The sequence below is a fragment of the Romboutsia sp. 1001713B170207_170306_H8 genome, assembly GCF_015550495.1.
Taxonomy (GTDB): Bacteria; Bacillota; Clostridia; order Peptostreptococcales; family Peptostreptococcaceae; genus Romboutsia_E.
Map to the genome: position 1 here is coordinate 365,577 of NZ_JADNAX010000002.1, position 18,355 is coordinate 383,931.

The 18,355-nt window shown below is 31.1% G+C and carries 12 protein-coding genes and 2 pseudogenes; all 14 read right to left on the reverse strand.

Annotated features, from left to right (window positions below):
• Window positions 1-96 precede the first annotated feature (96 nt).
• A pseudogene (gene pyk / locus I2A66_RS06325) lies at window positions 97-1,518 on the reverse strand (pyruvate kinase); the annotation flags it as partial.
• Between the two features lie 40 nt (window positions 1,519-1,558).
• Complete coding sequence (locus tag I2A66_RS06330) at window positions 1,559-2,824, reverse strand: GntP family permease (protein WP_195251257.1); 1,266 nt, start codon at window positions 2,822-2,824, stop codon at window positions 1,559-1,561.
• A gap of 51 nt (window positions 2,825-2,875) precedes the next feature.
• Complete coding sequence (locus I2A66_RS06335; RefSeq protein WP_122639011.1) at window positions 2,876-4,015, reverse strand: glycerate kinase family protein; 1,140 nt, start codon at window positions 4,013-4,015, stop codon at window positions 2,876-2,878.
• Between the two features lie 425 nt (window positions 4,016-4,440).
• Window positions 4,441-5,733, reverse strand: a complete 1,293-nt coding sequence (eno, locus tag I2A66_RS06340; protein ID WP_122639010.1) for a phosphopyruvate hydratase — start codon at window positions 5,731-5,733, stop codon at window positions 4,441-4,443.
• 100 nt (window positions 5,734-5,833) lie between these two features.
• Window positions 5,834-7,255 (reverse strand): annotated as a pseudogene (gene pyk / locus I2A66_RS06345) (pyruvate kinase); the annotation flags it as partial.
• 294 nt (window positions 7,256-7,549) lie between these two features.
• Window positions 7,550-8,458, reverse strand: coding sequence for a 2-hydroxy-3-oxopropionate reductase (gene garR, locus I2A66_RS06350; RefSeq protein WP_330566175.1), 909 nt, complete (start codon window positions 8,456-8,458; stop codon window positions 7,550-7,552).
• A gap of 48 nt (window positions 8,459-8,506) precedes the next feature.
• Entirely contained in the window at window positions 8,507-9,424 is a 918-nt protein-coding gene (locus I2A66_RS06355) for a dihydrodipicolinate synthase family protein (protein ID WP_147516960.1), read from the reverse strand.
• A 16-nt stretch (window positions 9,425-9,440) separates the two neighbouring features.
• Window positions 9,441-10,793 (reverse strand): glucarate dehydratase, encoded by a 1,353-nt coding sequence (gene gudD, locus I2A66_RS06360; protein ID WP_147516961.1) that lies wholly within the window; start codon window positions 10,791-10,793, stop codon window positions 9,441-9,443.
• 88 nt (window positions 10,794-10,881) lie between these two features.
• Window positions 10,882-12,414, reverse strand: a complete 1,533-nt coding sequence (garD, locus tag I2A66_RS06365; RefSeq protein ID WP_195251259.1) for a galactarate dehydratase — start codon at window positions 12,412-12,414, stop codon at window positions 10,882-10,884.
• Between the two features lie 150 nt (window positions 12,415-12,564).
• A complete protein-coding gene (locus I2A66_RS06370) occupies window positions 12,565-13,623 on the reverse strand; it encodes a CdaR family transcriptional regulator (protein ID WP_147516962.1) in 1,059 nt (352 codons plus the stop codon).
• Between the two features lie 184 nt (window positions 13,624-13,807).
• Window positions 13,808-14,935: a glycerate kinase family protein gene (locus tag I2A66_RS06375; RefSeq protein WP_122639003.1), complete on the reverse strand. Its 1,128-nt coding sequence runs from the start codon at window positions 14,933-14,935 to the stop codon at window positions 13,808-13,810.
• 320 nt (window positions 14,936-15,255) lie between these two features.
• The gene (locus I2A66_RS06380) at window positions 15,256-15,423 is read right to left on the reverse strand and encodes a hypothetical protein (RefSeq protein WP_164488983.1); all 168 of its coding nucleotides are present in this window, start codon (window positions 15,421-15,423) and stop codon (window positions 15,256-15,258) included.
• A 204-nt stretch (window positions 15,424-15,627) separates the two neighbouring features.
• The gene (locus I2A66_RS06385; RefSeq protein ID WP_147516963.1) at window positions 15,628-17,004 is read right to left on the reverse strand and encodes a GntP family permease; all 1,377 of its coding nucleotides are present in this window, start codon (window positions 17,002-17,004) and stop codon (window positions 15,628-15,630) included.
• Between the two features lie 353 nt (window positions 17,005-17,357).
• Window positions 17,358-18,355: phosphopyruvate hydratase (eno, locus tag I2A66_RS06390; RefSeq protein WP_195251261.1), on the reverse strand; the 998-nt coding region annotated here is incomplete at its 5' end.

Below are 18,355 nucleotides of genomic sequence, written 5' to 3' on the forward strand. Positions count from 1 at the left end.
TTTTCCCCCTGTGTTTGATTGACTCTCTTTTATAATATCATAACAAAAAAATAAGCCAATAATATGATTAATATTATTAGCTTAGGTTTAAAATTATATAGTTTCTACTTTTATTAAATTAGTAGTTCCACTTGTTGCAACTGGCACACCTGCGGTTATTACCACTAAATCATTTTCAGCTATGTATTGTTTTTCTTTAGCTGCATTTATTGCATTATTTATAACTTCATCTGTATTTTTACCACTTGTAGTTATAACTGGAAGCGCACCCCAAGTTAATGATAATTGTCTCATTACTCTTTCATTATCTGTTATCGCAACTATCGGGCATTCTGGTCTAAACTTTGATACCATTCTTGCAGTATGACCTGATGAGGTTGAACTTAATATTGCTTTTGCATTTAAATCTATAGCAGTTGCACAAGTTGAATAACTTATTGCATCTGTCACATTTGTAGCTTCTAAAGCTTTTTCTCTTAATTTTGTATTATAATCAATGGTTTCTTCAGTTCTTTTAGCTATTATAGCCATTGTTTTTACAGCTTCAACAGGATATTTCCCTGCAGCAGTTTCTCCAGATAACATTATTGCATCAGTTCCATCGTATATTGCATTTGCAACATCAGTTACTTCTGCTCTTGTTGGTCTTGGATTTCTCATCATCGAATCCAGCATTTGAGTTGCAGTTATAACTGGTTTTCCTGCTTTATTACATTTATTTATCATATTTTTTTGAACAATAGGTATTTCTTCTGTTGGTATTTCAACACCAAGATCACCTCTAGCAACCATTATACCATCAGATATATCTATTATTTCATCTAAGTTGTCTACACCTTCTTGATTTTCTATCTTAGATATTATTTTTATATCAGTAGCATTATTTTCTTCTAATATTTCTCTTATAGCTAATACATCAGATGCTTTTCTTACGAATGAAGCTGCTATAAAATCTATTCCTTGTTCTATTCCAAACTCGATATCACTTCTATCCTTTTCAGTTATAGCGGGTAAATTAACTTTAACACCTGGAACATTAACCCCCTTATGATTTTTTACTATACCTGAATTTTCAACTACACAAACTATATCATCATTATTGACTTCTTTTACTTTAAGTCCTACTAAACCATCATCTATTAATATGATATCTCCACACTTAACATCCTTAACTAATCCTTTATAGCTTACTGTGCACATATCCTGACTTCCCATAACATCCTTCATTGTTATAGTGAAAGTGTGTCCTTCTTTTAAAAAAACTTCTGGTTCATTAAATTCTCCTGTCCTTATTTCTGGCCCTTTAGTATCTAAAAGTATAGCAGTAGGTTGTCCTAATTCTGCTCTTACTTTTTTAACTAAATCCATTCTTACTTTATGCTCTTCATGAGAACCATGGGAAAAGTTAAATCTACAAACATTTAATCCATTTTGAATAAGTAATTTTAAAGTTTCTTCTTTGTCACTTGCTGGTCCTAATGTACAAACAATCTTGGTTCTTTTTATGCTATTTATCATACGTTTGTCTCCTCTACTTAGTGTATAGTTTTATAATATATTACATTATTATTCCCCACATAATAGTTGAAACTATTGTTATAGTTAACCCAACAGCAGCTTCATATGGTACTAGTTTTAGACGTTCATTTATACTCATATTTACTGAACCTCCTGTTGCGTGGAAAAATGAACCATGTGGTAAACTATCAAGTACAGTTGCTCCTGCATGCACCATTGCTGCTCCTGCTAATGGAGCTATTCCAACTGATATTATTGCTGGTGCAAATGTAGCTGAAGCAATAGTTGCTCCTGATGTAGTTGATGCAGTTGCGGCACCCATTAATATACCTGAAATTGGTGCTAATAAGAACTCTGGTATATGCATTGCATTAAGTATTGATATTGTACTAGCTTGGACTCCTGAATATTTAATTACACCTGCAATTGTACCTGTTCCTATTAAAAGTATTGCAACTGGCATCATCTTTGATAAACCAAATGCCATATAATCATTTATATATCTTATTTTTCCCATAACTAATACTCCTATAATTCCTCCTAGAGGTAAAGCTATAAGTGGGTCTACTGTAATTCCTACTATAGGTCTTAATGAAAGTAGTAATATTGCTACTAATGGACCTACTATTGCTGCAAAAAAAGATGGTAACTCTTCTTGAGGTTCATTTTCTTCTAAATTTAATTCAATTTTATCTCCAGCATGTTTTTTAGCTAATATATTTGCAATTATAATAGTAGCTACTAATCCAAAAATTGCTGGTATTATATTAGCTGCCATTAATGATGATAAGCTTACGCCAAAGTTTTCTGATGCTGCTATTGTATTTGGATTTGGAGAAATTACGTTACCACATTTTCCTCCACCTATCATAGCTAAAAGCACTGTAAACTTTGAATATCCTAATTTTTTACCTATTGCTAAAGCTATAGGTGCAACTGTTATTACTGATATGTCTACGAATACACCTACTGCTGTTAATATTAAAGTTGATAATGCTAAAGCAATTAAAGCTCTTTTTTCTCCTAATGTTCTTATTATTTGATCTGCAATTTTAGCTGCAGCTCCAGTTTTTATAAGAACACCTGCAAGGACTCCAGATGTCAATATACGAAGAATAGCTGACATTATTCCCCTTGCACCTTCCATCATTACATCTACAGTTCCAACAAGGCCCGCTCCACCAACTAATCCACCAATTAATGCTCCTAATATTAAGCTATATGCTGGTTGAAATTTTTTTATTATTAGAATTATAGCTACTGCTAACCCTAATAATGCTCCAAATGTAGTTATTTGTATATCCATCTACTTCACCACCATTATATAATTTTGTATCTTATTTATATAAACTTAAAATTAACTTAACACCCTGACTAAATTAAATATTTGAGTTGCGGTTTGAATCATATTTTTTTCTGCTGTACTTTTATCTACAGCTTCTTCTAATGACATAGCCTTATTTACAATTGCAAAGAATGCATCTATACCTTCTTCATTACATTTAACTGCATCATCTGTTATACATCCTGATATTGCTATGACCTTTGCACCATACTTTTTTGCTAACTTAGCAACTCCTATTGGAGCTTTTCCCATTGCTGTTTGATTATCAAGTCTTCCTTCTCCAGTTACAACAATATCAGCATCCTTAACTGCATCTTCTAACTTAGTTTCATCAAGTATTATCTTTATACCTGATTCAAGCTTTGCATTTAAAAATGCTAAAAATCCAAATCCTAGGCCTCCTGCTGCTCCAACCCCTGGTACATCTGCTAAGTCCTTGCCTAAATCTCTTTTTACAACCTGTGCAAAATTCATAAGCCCTTTATCCAGCTCTTCTACTATACTTGGTGTAGCTCCTTTCTGAGGTGAATATATATGAGCCGCTCCATTTAATCCATATAAAGGATTATTAACATCGCATGCTATTTTAAAAGTACATTCATCTAATTTTTCTAATTTTTCACTTACATCTATTTTTCTTATTTGATTTAATACTTGTCCTCCTAATCCAACTAATTCATTATTTTCATCATAAAATTTAAATCCTAAAGCTTGAAGCATACCTACTCCACCATCATTGGTTGCACTTCCACCTATACCTATCACAAAGTTTCTACAGCCTTCATTTATAGCTTCTTTTATCATCTCTCCTACTCCATATGTAGTTGTTATTAATGGATTTTTATCTTCCCCAGAAACTAAAGTAATTCCTGCTGCTTGAGCCATTTCCATTATTGCAGTATTACTTTGCTCTAATACTCCATAAGTTGCATTAATTTTTTGCTTAACTGGACCACAAACTTGTACAGTTCTCCTTTTACCATTCATTCCTTCAACTAATGCATCTACTGTACCTTCTCCACCATCGGCTAATGGTTTTATTTCAACATCTGCTTGTAATTTAGCATTTTCTATTCCTTTTTTTATAGCATTAGCTGCTTCCATAGAACTTAAGCTTCCTTTTAGTGAGTCTATTGCAATTACTATTTTCATAATTTCTATCGCCTCCTATTTATTAATGTAATATCAAACAGCATTAAAAATTAAAATATCACTTCTAAAAATTAAATAATTTTCTATATATTTTGTTATATATACTATCCTTATGCAATGCTCAATATTCACATTAAAAGTTTACTCAATTTATATAAGCATTGTAATAATATGAAATGCTTATATAAATTGAGTAAATTTAGATTATATTATTTGATTATACTTATATATAATCAATGCTTTCTAACAATATTTTATTCAATATAATTCTATATTAATCATATTAATAATCACTCTAAATTTTTACAGTTAATATTATCTTCACATATATTTTTCAAAATAAATTATAATATCTGTAAAAATAAAAAAGACTATCTATGAGATAGTCTAATATTATAATACTTTCTCAAGATAGTCTTTTTTTATTATTTCTTTAAATTGTAGAAAGAATCCATTCCACAATATCTAGCTTGTTCTCCAACCATTTCTTCTATTCTTAATAATTGGTTGTATTTAGCTACTCTATCAGTTCTTGATGGAGCACCAGTTTTTATTTGTCCAGCATTTACAGCTACAGCTAAGTCAGCTATAGTAGTATCTTCTGTTTCTCCTGATCTATGAGATATAACTGCAGTGTATCCAGCTCTCTTTGCCATTTCTATAGCATCTAAAGTTTCAGTTATTGTACCTATTTGGTTAACTTTTATTAGTATAGAGTTTGCAACACCTGCATCTATTCCTCTTTCTAATCTTTCAGTGTTAGTAACGAATAAATCGTCTCCAACTAATTGTATTTTCTTTCCTAATCTTTCAGTTAATACTTTCCATCCGTCCCAGTCTTCTTCATCAAGACCATCTTCTATTGTTACTATTGGGAAGTTATTTGCCCAATCTTCATATAAATCAACCATTTGTTCAGCTGTTAATTCTTTTCCTTCTCCAGCTAAAACATATTTCTTAGTTTCTTTGTTGTACATTTCTGTAGCAGCAACGTCAAGACCTAATCTTACGTCATCTCCTGGCTTGTATCCAGCTTTTTCTATAGCTTCAACTATTAATTCTAAAGCTTCTCTGTTTGATCCTAAGTTTGGAGCGAATCCACCTTCATCACCTACACCACAAGCAAGACCTTTTTCTCCTAGAACTTTCTTTAATGAATGGAATACTTCTGCTCCCATTCTTAATCCTTCTTTGAATGATTTAGCTCCTACTGGTAATATCATGAATTCTTGAACATCAACGTTGTTATCAGCATGTTCTCCACCGTTTAATATGTTCATCATTGGTACTGGTAATTGCTTAGCATTTACTCCACCTATGTATTGGAATAATGGTAATCCTAATTCTTCAGCAGCAGCTCTTGCTACAGCCATAGAAACTCCAAGTATAGCATTAGCTCCTAGGTTTCCTTTGTTATGTGTTCCATCTAAGTCTATCATTATAGCATCTATTTCAGGTTGATCAAAACAATCCATTCCTTCTAGTTCTGGAGCTATTATTTCATTTACATTGTTAACAGCTTTTTCTACACCTTTACCAATGTATCTTCCTTTATCTCCATCTCTTAATTCTACTGCTTCGAAAGCTCCTGTAGATGCTCCTGATGGTACTATTGCTCTTCCTATAGATCCTGATTCTAATATAACTTCAACTTCTACAGTTGGGTTTCCTCTTGAATCTAATACTTCTCTAGCGTATACGGCTTCTATTAATGACATTTAAATTACCTCCAAAATTTTTATATGATTATATAATAGATTAAAAAACCTACTATACTATTGTCTACATCTATTTAAAATTTATATAAATTATTTATTATATAGTTTCTACTTTTATTAAATTAGTAGTTCCGCTTGTTGCAACTGGTACACCTGCTGTTATTACTACTAAATCATTTTCAACTACGTATTCTTTTTCTTTAGCTGCACTTATAGCATTGTTTATAACTTCATCAGTATTTTTACCATTTGTAGTTATTGTTGGAAGTACTCCCCAAGTTAATGATAATTGTCTCATTACCCTTTCATTATCTGTTGCCGCAACTATTGGGCAAGCTGGTCTAAACTTTGATACCATTCTTGCAGTATGTCCTGAAGAAGTTGAACTTAATATAGCTTTTGCATTTAAATCTATAGCAGTTGAACAAGTTGAATAACTTATTGCATCTGTTACATTTGTAGCTTCTAAAGCTTTATTTCTTAATTTTTTATTGTAATCAATTGTTTCTTCTGTTCTTTTAGCTATTGTAGCCATTGTTTTTACAGCTTCAACTGGATATTTACCTGCAGCAGTTTCTCCAGATAACATTATTGCATCAGTTCCATCGTATATTGCATTTGCAACGTCAGTTACTTCTGCTCTTGTTGGTCTTGGATTTCTCATCATAGAGTCTAGCATTTGAGTTGCAGTTATAACTGGCTTTCCAGCTTTATTACACTTACTTATCATAAGCTTTTGAACAACAGGTATTTCTTCTGTTGGTATTTCAACACCAAGGTCACCTCTAGCAACCATTATGCCATCAGATACAGCTATTATTTCATCTAAGTTATCTACACCTTCTTGATTTTCTATCTTAGATATTATTTTTATATCAGTAGCATTATTTTCTTCTAGTATCTCTCTTATAGCTAAAACATCAGATACTTTTCTTACGAATGAAGCAGCTATGAAATCGATTCCCTGTTCTATACCAAATTCTATATCGCTTCTATCTTTTTCAGTTATTGCAGGTAAATTAACTTTAACCCCTGGTACGTTAACACCTTTATGATTTTTTACTATCCCTGAGTTTTCAACTACACAAACTATTTCATCACCATTAACTTCTTTAACTGTAAGTCCTACTAAACCATCATCTATTAATATAGTATTTCCTGGTTCTACGTCTTCAGCTAGTCCTTTGTAGCTTACTGTACACATTTCTTTATTCCCCATAACATCTTTCATTGTTATAGTAAAAGTTTGTCCTTCTTCTAAAAAAACTTCTGGCGTATCAAATTGTCCTGTTCTTATTTCTGGACCTTTAGTATCTAAAAGTATAGCAGTAGGTTGTCCTAATTCTTCTCTTACTTTTTTTACTAAATCCATTCTTACTTTATGTTCTTCATGAGATCCATGAGAAAAGTTCATTCTACATACATTTAATCCATTTTGAATAAGCGCTTTCAGAGTTTCTTCTTTTTCACTTGCTGGACCTAATGTACAAACAATTTTAGTTCTTTTTGTGCTATTGATCATAATTGACTCTCCTATATTCCTGAAATAAATACTACCCTTATAATATTTACTTCATTTTTATAATTTATATATATATTTATATTCCATATATTATTATACAATTTTTTACATATATTTTGAAGTTATATATAGTTAAATTTTAGATAATTTTAAATCTTCCATCTTTTTAATTATATTTCTAATTATTAGTATTTATAATATATAGTTTTCTTACTAAATCACGTAAATTTAATAAAATAATAGGGATTAAAAATAGCGAATTATTAAAATTCGCTATTCCTAATTTATATGTTATTAAGCTTTTACTAAATCTTCGTGTCTAACAACCTCAGCATTAGCTAATTTTTCATAGTATTTTACTAAACTTGAGTGATCTTTTTGTCCTAATCCATCTACCTTTAAGGCTTGCATCATTTCCATAACTGAAGAAGTTAATGGTAATGGAGCTCCAACTTCATGAGCTGTTTCTAATACATTTCCTAAGTCTTTTATATGTAAATCTATTCTAAATCCTGGTTCGAAGTTTCTATCCATAACCATCTTAGATTTAGCATCTAAAACTGTACTTCCAGCAAGCCCCCCTCTTATAGCTTGGTAAACTAATTCTGGATCAACACCAGCTTTAGTAGCTAATATATAAGCTTCCGACATAGCTGCTATGTTTAATGCAACTATAGTTTGGTTAGCTAATTTAGTTATATTACCAGCTCCTATTTCCCCTGTGTAAACAACAGATCCAGCCATTGCATCCATTACATTGTAACAAGCATCGAATACTTCTTTTTCTCCACCAACCATTACAGATATTGTTCCATCTATAGCTTTTGGTTCTCCACCACTTACTGGTGCATCTATCATTTTTATTCCTTTTTTAGCTAATTCTCCATGTATTTCTCTACTTACTAATGGAGCTATTGAACTCATATCTATAACTACTAAACCTTCTTTAGCTCCTTCTATTACACCATTTTCTCCTAAAACAACTTCTTTAACATGTGGAGAATTTGGAAGCATAGTTATAACAGCATCAACTTGCTCTGCAACTTCTTTTGGAGTAGATGCAGCTTTAGCCCCTAAAGATACTAATTCATCTACTACTTCTTGTTTCCTATCTAATACAACAAGTTCAAAACCAGCCTTTAGAAGGTTTTTACTCATTGGTCTACCCATTATTCCTAATCCTATAAATCCTATTCTTTTCATATTCATTTACTCCTTTTATCTATTTTTCGTACTAATTTCCTTCAATAATTAAGCTTCTAAAAGAGCTTCTCTTTTTATATAACCTAAATCTGCTAATATTTGTTCCATTTCATCTAGTACATCTTTAGATGCTGTAGTATTTGGTTTTATACTATTTCCAACTTCAAGACCTATTAAATTACAAGCATCTTTCGTTCCTGCTGGGAATGATACTTTATCAAAAGTATTTCTAAAAGGTGTTAATTTAAATTGAGCTTCGCAAGCACCTTCTATATCACCAGCCATATATTTGTCATATATTTCAACAACTAATTCTGGAACTATATTGGCAGTTGATGCTATTGCTCCTACTGCTCCATATGCTAGTGAACCTAATATCATAGTATCTTTCCCTGCCATAACTTTGAAATCTTTATCTCTTGTAGTTCTTATGAATTCAGCAGTTAGAGTCATATTTCCACTAGTATCTTTTATACCTACTATATTAGGTACATCTGCAAGTCTTTTTACTAAATTAACACTTAATCCATATCCAACCTTACCAGGATTGTTGTATAAAAGTACTGGTAATTCTGGAGCTGTTTCAGCTATTGCAACTATATGAGCATATAGTTCATCTTCAGTTGGAGATATGAACATTGGAGGTAGTATAGATAAACCATCTGCACCTTCCTCTATAGCCATTTTTACAGTTTCTACACATTCTTTTGTAGTTATTCCAGCTATACCCATATATACAGGTATTCTCTTAGCTGCAGTTTTTACCATACAAGCTAATGCTTTTCTTTGTTCCTTATAGTCTATAGCAAAGAATTCTCCGTTACTTCCGAAAGCAAGTATTCCATGTACTCCACCATCTATAACATAGTTTACCATTCTTGACATAGCTTCTTCATTTATACAATTATTTTCATCAACGGGAGTAACTATTGGAACAATTATCCCCTTTATTGAACTAGTATCCATTTTAATCCCCCTAATATTAAGCAAGTACTGCTTGTTCTTCTCTTATTAAACAAGGTTTTTTATTATCAAATTTCCAATCTTTTATTAAGTATTGCATTCCTATACTATCGTCTCTTGCTCCTAGACAATGTTCATTGTATAATGCATTTGCCTGCATTATTTTTTCCATGTCTAACTCTATACCTAAACCAGATTTTTTAGGAACAGCTATTTTACCACCTTTTATTTCATAAGGTTGTTTAGTTAATCTATCGATTCCTTCTTGCCATATCCAGTGAGTATCTATTGCAGTTATTTCACCTGGAACTGCTGCTGCAACATGAGTAAACATTGCAAGTGATATATCAAAGTGGTTATTTGAATGAGATCCCCAAGTTAATCCCCATTCATTACACATTTGACCAACTCTTACAGAACCTTGCATAGTCCAGAAATGTGGGTCAGCAAGTGGTATATCTACTGATTGAACTTGTATAGAGTGTTGCATTTGTCTCCAGTCAGTTGCTATCATATTTGTAGCAGTTTTTAAACCTGTAGCTCTTCTAAATTGAGCCATTATTTCTCTTCCTGAGTAACCATCCTCAGCTCCACATGGATCTTCTGCATAAGCTAGTACATCTTGTTTTCCTTTACAAACTCTTATAGCATCTTTTAATGACCAGCATCCATTTGGATCTATTGTTACTCTAGCATCTGGGAATCTATTTTTTATAGCTGTTATAGCTTCTATTTCTTGATCTGGTGTTAAAACTCCACCTTTTAATTTGAAATCTTTAAATCCATATTTTTCATGAGAAGCTTCTGCTAACTTAACTACTGCTTCTGGAGTTAAAGCTTCTTCAGTTCTAACTCTATACCATTCACAGTCACCACCTTTTCCATCTAAGTATGGTAAGTCAGTTTTGTTTCTATCTCCTATAAAGAATAAATATCCTAAAGCTTCAACTTCTTCTCTTTGTTGACCTTCACCTAATAATGCTGCTACTGGTACATATAAGTGTTGTCCTAATAAGTCAAGTAAAGCAGCTTCTAATGCTGTTACTGCATGAACTGTTATTCTTAAATCGAATGTTTGAAGCCCTCTACCAGCTGCATCTCTATCATTGAATTTATGACGAACTGTATTTAATATATTATTGTAATTACCTATGCTTTGTCCTACTACTAATTCTTTAGCATCTTCTAAAGTTTTACGTATTCCTTCTCCACCTGGAACTTCCCCAGCTCCTGTGTTTCCATTACTATCTTCTAATATAACTATATTTCTTGTGAAGAATGGTGAATGTGCTCCACTTAAGTTAAGTAACATGCTATCATGTCCTGCTACTGGTATTACTTGCATTTTAGTTATTACTGGTGTTTTACTCATCGTAAATTTTCCCCCTAAAAGTTATATTTATTTCATCAAATTAATGTTATTTATCTATTTTAAATTTAAATTAACTTACTTTTTTAAATCAAGTTACTGGTGCAGGATTAAACACTGCTAATGCATTATATATTTTATGTTGATCTGCATAAGTTTTTTGTTTATCACTTGCAACATCTAATATTAAATTGAATATTTCCCAACCCACTTCTTCTATTGTTTTTTGACCTGTTGCAATTCGTCCTGCGTCTACATCTATTAAATCAAACCATTTTTCTTTAAGTGTTGAGTTTGTTGATACCTTGATTACTGGAGATACATTTAAGTTATATGTAGTTCCTCTTCCAGTTGTAAATACTTGCATTGTTATTCCTGATGCTAATTGTTGAGTACCACATACAAAGTCACTTGCTGGAGTAGCTGCATATGTCATACCATGTTTTCTAACTCTTTCACCAGGAGATAGTACATCTACTATTCTAGTACTACCTGATTTCGCTACTGAACCTAAGGCTTTATCAACTACATTTGATAATCCACCTTTTTTGTTCCCTGGAGATGGATTAGCATCTCTATCGACATCAGCTTGTTCTAAGTAGTTATCGTACCATTTCATTTCATATACAAGTTTTGAAAGCACTTCTTCATTAACAGTTCTTGGTGCTAATAAATGAACTGCATCTCTTATTTCAGTAACTTCAGAGAATATTACCTTAGCTCCTGCTCTTACTAATAAGTCCGCTGCATATCCTACTGCCGGATTTGCCGTAACTCCAGAGAAAGCATCACTTCCTCCACATTGAAGCCCAACTACTAAATCAGATACTGGACATTCTACCCTAGTTCTCTCATTCAGTTTTTTTAGTTTAGCTTCAGCCTTAGCCATTATTTCTTCAACCATAGCATTAAATCCATGACAATCTTGTAGTATAACAAGTTTTTCCTTTTCTAACTCAGGAAATAACATATCTGGTACTAATTTCTCACAACCTAGCGATACTGTTAATATCTCCCCTCCAAAGTTAGCATTTTTAGCAAGATTTTTTATAGTTCTTATAGGAACTTCTGCACCTTTACCTTTTATAGCTACTCCACATCCATAAAGATGGTTTAAAGCTATTATGTCATCTACATTTTCATATTTTGGTAATACTTCTCTTTTTAATCTATCTACAGCAACATTTAGAACACCTTCCGAACATTGCACCGTAGTCGTTATCCCTAATATATTTTTGGTTCCTACACTACCATCAGAATTTTTATATCCCATGAAAGTATATCCTTCAAGCGGCTCTAAGTCATTTTCTATACATTCACTTTTAAGTTCATCTAAAGAATATGCTCTTGGTAAGATTACCCTATCTTCTCTTAACCAACTTCCTTTTTGTATATCTTCTGTTGCATATCCGATTACTTCACCGTACCTGATTATTGGCTCTTCTTTTTTTATATTTTCAAGAGTTACTTTATTAGCTTCTGGTATATCTTGAAGTAATTCTAATCCATCTGGAAAAACAGTCCCTTTACTTAATCCTCCTTGATTAACGATTATGGCAACGTTATCCTTAGGATTAACTTTTATGTATAGAGGTTGTTTTTCATTAGCTACTTTATTCTCCATATCATCCCTCTTTTTCATATATACTAATATGCTTAGCTGATTACTTATTTTTAGTTATCTTTCTATATTTTTATTATAAAACTTCCATATATTGTAATCATCGTTTCTTTGACCAAACTTTAACATTCTTTTTTGTTCACTTGCACAATCTTAATTATAAAGTATATATGATGTATATAATTCCAATAAATCTAAAAAGTTTTTAGGATTTTTACCTGTTAATGAATATATTTTTTCTAATCTATAATTAAGTGTATTCCTGTGAATATTAAGGTTTTTAGAGATTGTATTTATCTCTCCACTGTTTTCTATATAAGATAATATTGTATCTATTAAATCTAATTTATTACCTTCATTTTTCAAGATTTCCATATGCCTTTTTAATATCTCATTTCCTTTACAAGTTGTTAAAGTTGACAAAAAATATAGTTCTTCATACTTTAGAACCTTTTCATTTTTACTCAAAGTTTTACCTACTTTTATAGCTAAGTCCCCTTGTTTAACAGCTGTTGATATAAGATTTTCTTTTAAACTAACTCCTATATCTAGTTCTTCTTGAGATAAAATATCTATAATTATATTTTGCTTCGATGGTGTATTAACAAGTACAACTAGTGTATTCTCAAAATACTCTATTATAAATTCTTGTTTTTCTAAGAACATCCATAGTTTATCTTTTATTTTTAAATAGTAGTTAAAATCTTTATTTTTTATATTTATAACAAGTGCAATTCTTGGTATATCTAAGTCTATTCCTAGCTCACTAGATTCTCTTTTTATTTCTTCGCTATACTCCCCTTCTAGTTGAGTTAACTCATAAAAGAATTTATCTCTATGCATTTCAAACGCCTTTTTCTTAGAAAATGTAAAGTGTTCATTTACCAAAAGTTCAGCTGTTATTCTTACTAGCTCACCAAATTGCCTTATATCATCAGGATTACCTGTAACCCCTATTACTCCTATCATTTCATTTGAAAATATTATAGGTAAATTTATACCAGCCTTTTCTTTATCAGTGTTTTTGTGTATTTCTACACTTTTATTTTTTTCTAAAACCAATAAAGCCCCACTATGTATCTTGTTTAATCTACTTCTATCTCCACTTGCAATTATTACACCTTCTTGGTTCATAATATTTACATTATATGGTATAACCTTCATAACTCTATTAACTATATCCTGAGCTATTTTACTATCTATACTATGCATTCTATGTCCCCCTATTTATTATCCATAGTAAATAAACTTTTTTTGTGGATTTGTACAATTGTTTTATTTAATATCGATTTTACTATAATACATCCCAATAGTACATAGATTTTATTATTTTTTTAACAATCTTTTTTATAATAATAAATTTAGCATAGTACATCTAGGTTATAAGTAAACATTTTTAAATAGTTAATAATCGTACAATATTCTCTACTGTATTCTCTATATTTTCTTTTCCTGAGTTTAAAGCTTTTTCTAATGTCATTACACCTGGCATTATTGATAAAATAGAATTAAATCCCAATTCATATAATTCTTCTACACCACTTCCAACATTTCCAGCTACTGCAATTACTGGTATATCATATTTTTTAGCAACTTGTGCTACACCATATGGTGTTTTTCCAAATTTAGTTTGTCTATCTATACTTCCTTCTCCAGTTATTATATATGAAGCTCCTTGAACTTTTTCATCTAAGTTCGAGTACTTTATAACAATATCTATACCTGGTTTAAGGTGACCATTACAAAATGCTAATAAAGCAAATCCTAATCCACCAGCAGCTCCTGCACCTTTTTCATTTGACATATCTTTTCCTAATTGTTCTTTAACAATTTGTGCATAATGACTAAGATTTTTATCTAGAATTTTTATTAATTCTTCTGTTGCACCTTTTTGAGGTCCAAAAATTGCAGATGCACCTTCATCTCCTGTAAGAGGATTGCTTACATCACATGCTACTTCTATATCTATTTCACTTATTCTTTTATCAAAATTACTTAAATCTATTTTATGCAGTTTATCTAATGATCCACCACCAAAAAATAAATCATTTCCTTCTTTATCTAAAAGTCTGCCTCCTAAAGCTTGTATCATACCAGCACCACCATCATTAGTAGCACTTCCACCTATTCCTATTATTATCTTTTTAACACCTTTATCTAATGCAGCTTTTATAACTTCTCCTGTTCCAAATGTTGTTGTAATTAAAGGATTTCTTTTTTCTTTCTCTACATAATGAATGCCACTAGCTTCTGCCATTTCTATTACAGCAGTTTCATTATCTCCTAAAATTCCATATCTAGCATTTACCATTTCTCCTAAAGGACCAATTACTCTCACCTCATAAATCTTACCTTCGGTTCCATCTACTAAAGATTGAACTGTTCCTTCTCCACCATCTGCCATAGGAACCTTAATACATTCCGCATCAGGCAATACTTTCTTTATACCAATTTCCATAGCATCTGCTACTTCTTTTGCTGTCAAACTCTCCTTAAATGAGTCCGGTGCCAATACAAATTTCATACCATCCCCCCAAAATCTTTTTATTTTATATATATTATTTTAAATTATTTTAATATCGTTTTCATCGGCAGTTTACTAATATAATTAAGAATTTATTGTGCTTATGCACAAGACACTTTAAATAGTTAAAATTAGTATAAAAATACTGTAATTATATATGAATCTAAACATATCTACATTATTTTCGTTTATAACCTTATATGTTAGTCTATTAATTTGTGCATTTCAACATTTTAACATTATTTCTAAATATAAATTGCTAATAAAAAATAGCTATATCTCAATATAGAAATATAGCTATTTTTTATTCAATATAATAATTAATTAATTTTATCTAATAAATCAGTATATGATTTAAGTTTTTCCATTACTTCTTTTTTGTCTTGTCTGAACTCAATTCCCCTTGCCATTTGTAATATTTCATTATTTAGTAAATTTATTACTAACTCTTTTTCTTGGCTTGTCAAATTCTTGTTAAGTTCATTCACTTTACAAGACCTCCTTGTATTATAATTTTAAAATCTTTAGCTATGTATACTAAATACAATACTAATAATCTACTATATACTCATTATGTCCATGTTGATACTTTATTATATTAATTAATTATAAATTTAGTTCCTTATTTAAAGTTAAATACATACATAAAAAATAGCGATAAACATAAGTTTATCGCTATCTATATATTATTTTTAGAAGAATAACATATTTGCTATTATTACTATAGCTAAAGCTGTTAATGAACCAACCATAGATACACCGAATTTAGCATACATTTGATCTTTCATTTCTTTCAATCCATACATTCCATTGAATACCCAGAATCCACTATCATTGAAGTAACTAAATGCTACTCCACCAGCACAAGTTGCCATAGCTGCTATTATCGGATCAAGGCCAACTACTGATAATAATGGAGCTGTTAATGTTGCTGCTGTAGTTAATGCAACAGTTGCACTTCCTAAAGCTATTCTCATTAATGCTGCTATTATAAATGGTATTAATATTGCAGGAATCGGTAAATTTAGAACTAATTCCCCTAAAGCTGTTCCTATTCCAGAATCCCTAACTATAAATCCTAATGCTCCTCCAGCACCAGTAATTAACATTATCATACCAGTTGATTTTATTCCATCTTCCATGTAACTCATAACAGTTGATTTATCTTTATCTCTTGCAAGACCATAAACTGCTATAAGAACACCAACTGATAAAGCTACTATTGGAGAACCTATGAAAGTTATTATTTGAGACTCTATACCTGCAAAGCTACATATAGTATTCGCAAATATCATTACTAATGGAACTAATATTGGTAATATTGACATTAATAATGGTGGTAAATCTTTATTTTTCATTAATTCCTCTACATTTTCTATTTCTTTTATGTATTCTTTTTTAAATTCTTTTTTAGTATATCCATCTCCGCTATCATTTGGAATTTGATATACTTTTGTTCCCATCCATTTACAATAGAATATACACACTATGAATGGTATTATTGTTACAAGTACACCTGATAGTATCATCATACCAACATCTACTCCTAATAACCCTGCTACTGTTAAAGGTCCTGGTGTAGGAGGTACAAAAGTATGTGTAAGTTGAAGACCTATAGCTAATGATAAACCTAAACTTACAGCTGATTTACCACTAACTTTAGAAAGTGCTTTCGCAAGTGGCGTTAGTATTACAAGAGCTGAATCTGCAAATACTGGTATTGAAACTATATATCCTGTAATTCCAAGTGCCCATTCTTCTTTTTTCTTACCTACAAGTTTTATTACAGAGAAAGCTAGCTGCTCTGCTGCTCCCGATTTTTCAAGAACTGCTCCCATCATTACTCCTAAACCTATTATGATACCTGTACTACTTAATGTGTTCCCAAATCCCGTTGTTATTGAAGATAATACTGATGATACATCCATTCCCCCAATTAATCCAGTTATCATTGCTGCAAAAATTAGTGCTAAAAATGTATGTACCTTTGTTTTCATAGATAGGAATATTAATACTCCAATCCCTATTACTAGCCCTAAAATCATCTGTGTACTACTTACCTCTGTCATAAATTACTCCTCCCCCTATAATTGTTTTTTTTTTAACATTTAAAATTACAGTTAAATTATCTCTAATATTCTCCAAAATTCCTCAATTTTATTTTGGAAAACCTATGCTTTATACTTATATTATAAACGTTTTCCAAATTCACTTTCATCGTTCATTTGACTAAATTTTAACATGTTTTTTTATATTTTTGCATAGATTTGGTGTTCTTTATATGCATTTTTATAAAATATTACATACCTATTTATAATTAATATTCATTTCATCTTCATAATAAGATTCTTAAGTAGTTATTTTAAAACAAAAAACTAAGCCTATATAAAAATTATATAGGCTTAGTTATTATATCTTAATATTATTTTACTAATATTTTTGATTCATCTTTTAAATTGTAGAAAGATTTCATTCCACAATATCTAGCTTGTTCTCCAACCATTTCTTCTATTCTTAATAATTGGTTGTATTTAGCTACTCTATCAGTTCTTGATGGAGCACCAGTTTTTATTTGTCCAGCATTTACAGCTACAGCTAAGTCAGCTATAGTAGTATCTTCTGTTTCTCCTGATCTATGAGATATAACTGCAGTGTATCCAGCTCTCTTTGCCATTTCTATAGCATCTAAAGTTTCAGTTATTGTACCTATTTGGTTAACTTTTATTAGTATAGAGTTTGCAACACCTGCATCTATTCCTCTTTCTAATCTTTCAGTGTTAGTAACGAATAAATCGTCTCCAACTAATTGTATTTTCTTTCCTAATCTTTCAGTTAATACTTTCCATCCGTCCCAGTCTTCTTCATCAAGACCATCTTCTATTGTTACTATTGGGAAGTTATTTGCCCAATCTTCATATAAATCAACCATTTGTTCAGCTGTTAATTCTTTTCCTTCTCCAGCTAAAACATATTTCTTAGTTTCTTTGTTGTACATTTCTGTAGCAGCAACGTCAAGACCTAATCTTACGTCATCTCCTGGCTTGTATCCAGCTTTTTCTATAGCTTCAACTATTAATTCTAAAGCTTCTCTGTTTGATCCTAAGTTTGGAGCGAATCCACCTTCATCACCTACACCACAAGCAAGACCTTTTTCTCCTAGAACTTTCTTTAATGAATGGAATACTTCTGCTCCCATTCTTAATCCTTCTTTGAATGATTTAGCTCCTACTGGTAATATCATGAATTCTTGAACATCAACGTTGTTATCAGCATGTTCTCCACCGTTTAATATGTTCATCATTGGTACTGGTAATTGCTTAGCATTTACTCCACCTATGTATTGGAATAATGGTAATCCTAATTCTTCAGCAGCAGCTCTTGCTACAGCCATAGAAACTCCAAGTATAGCATTCGCTCCTA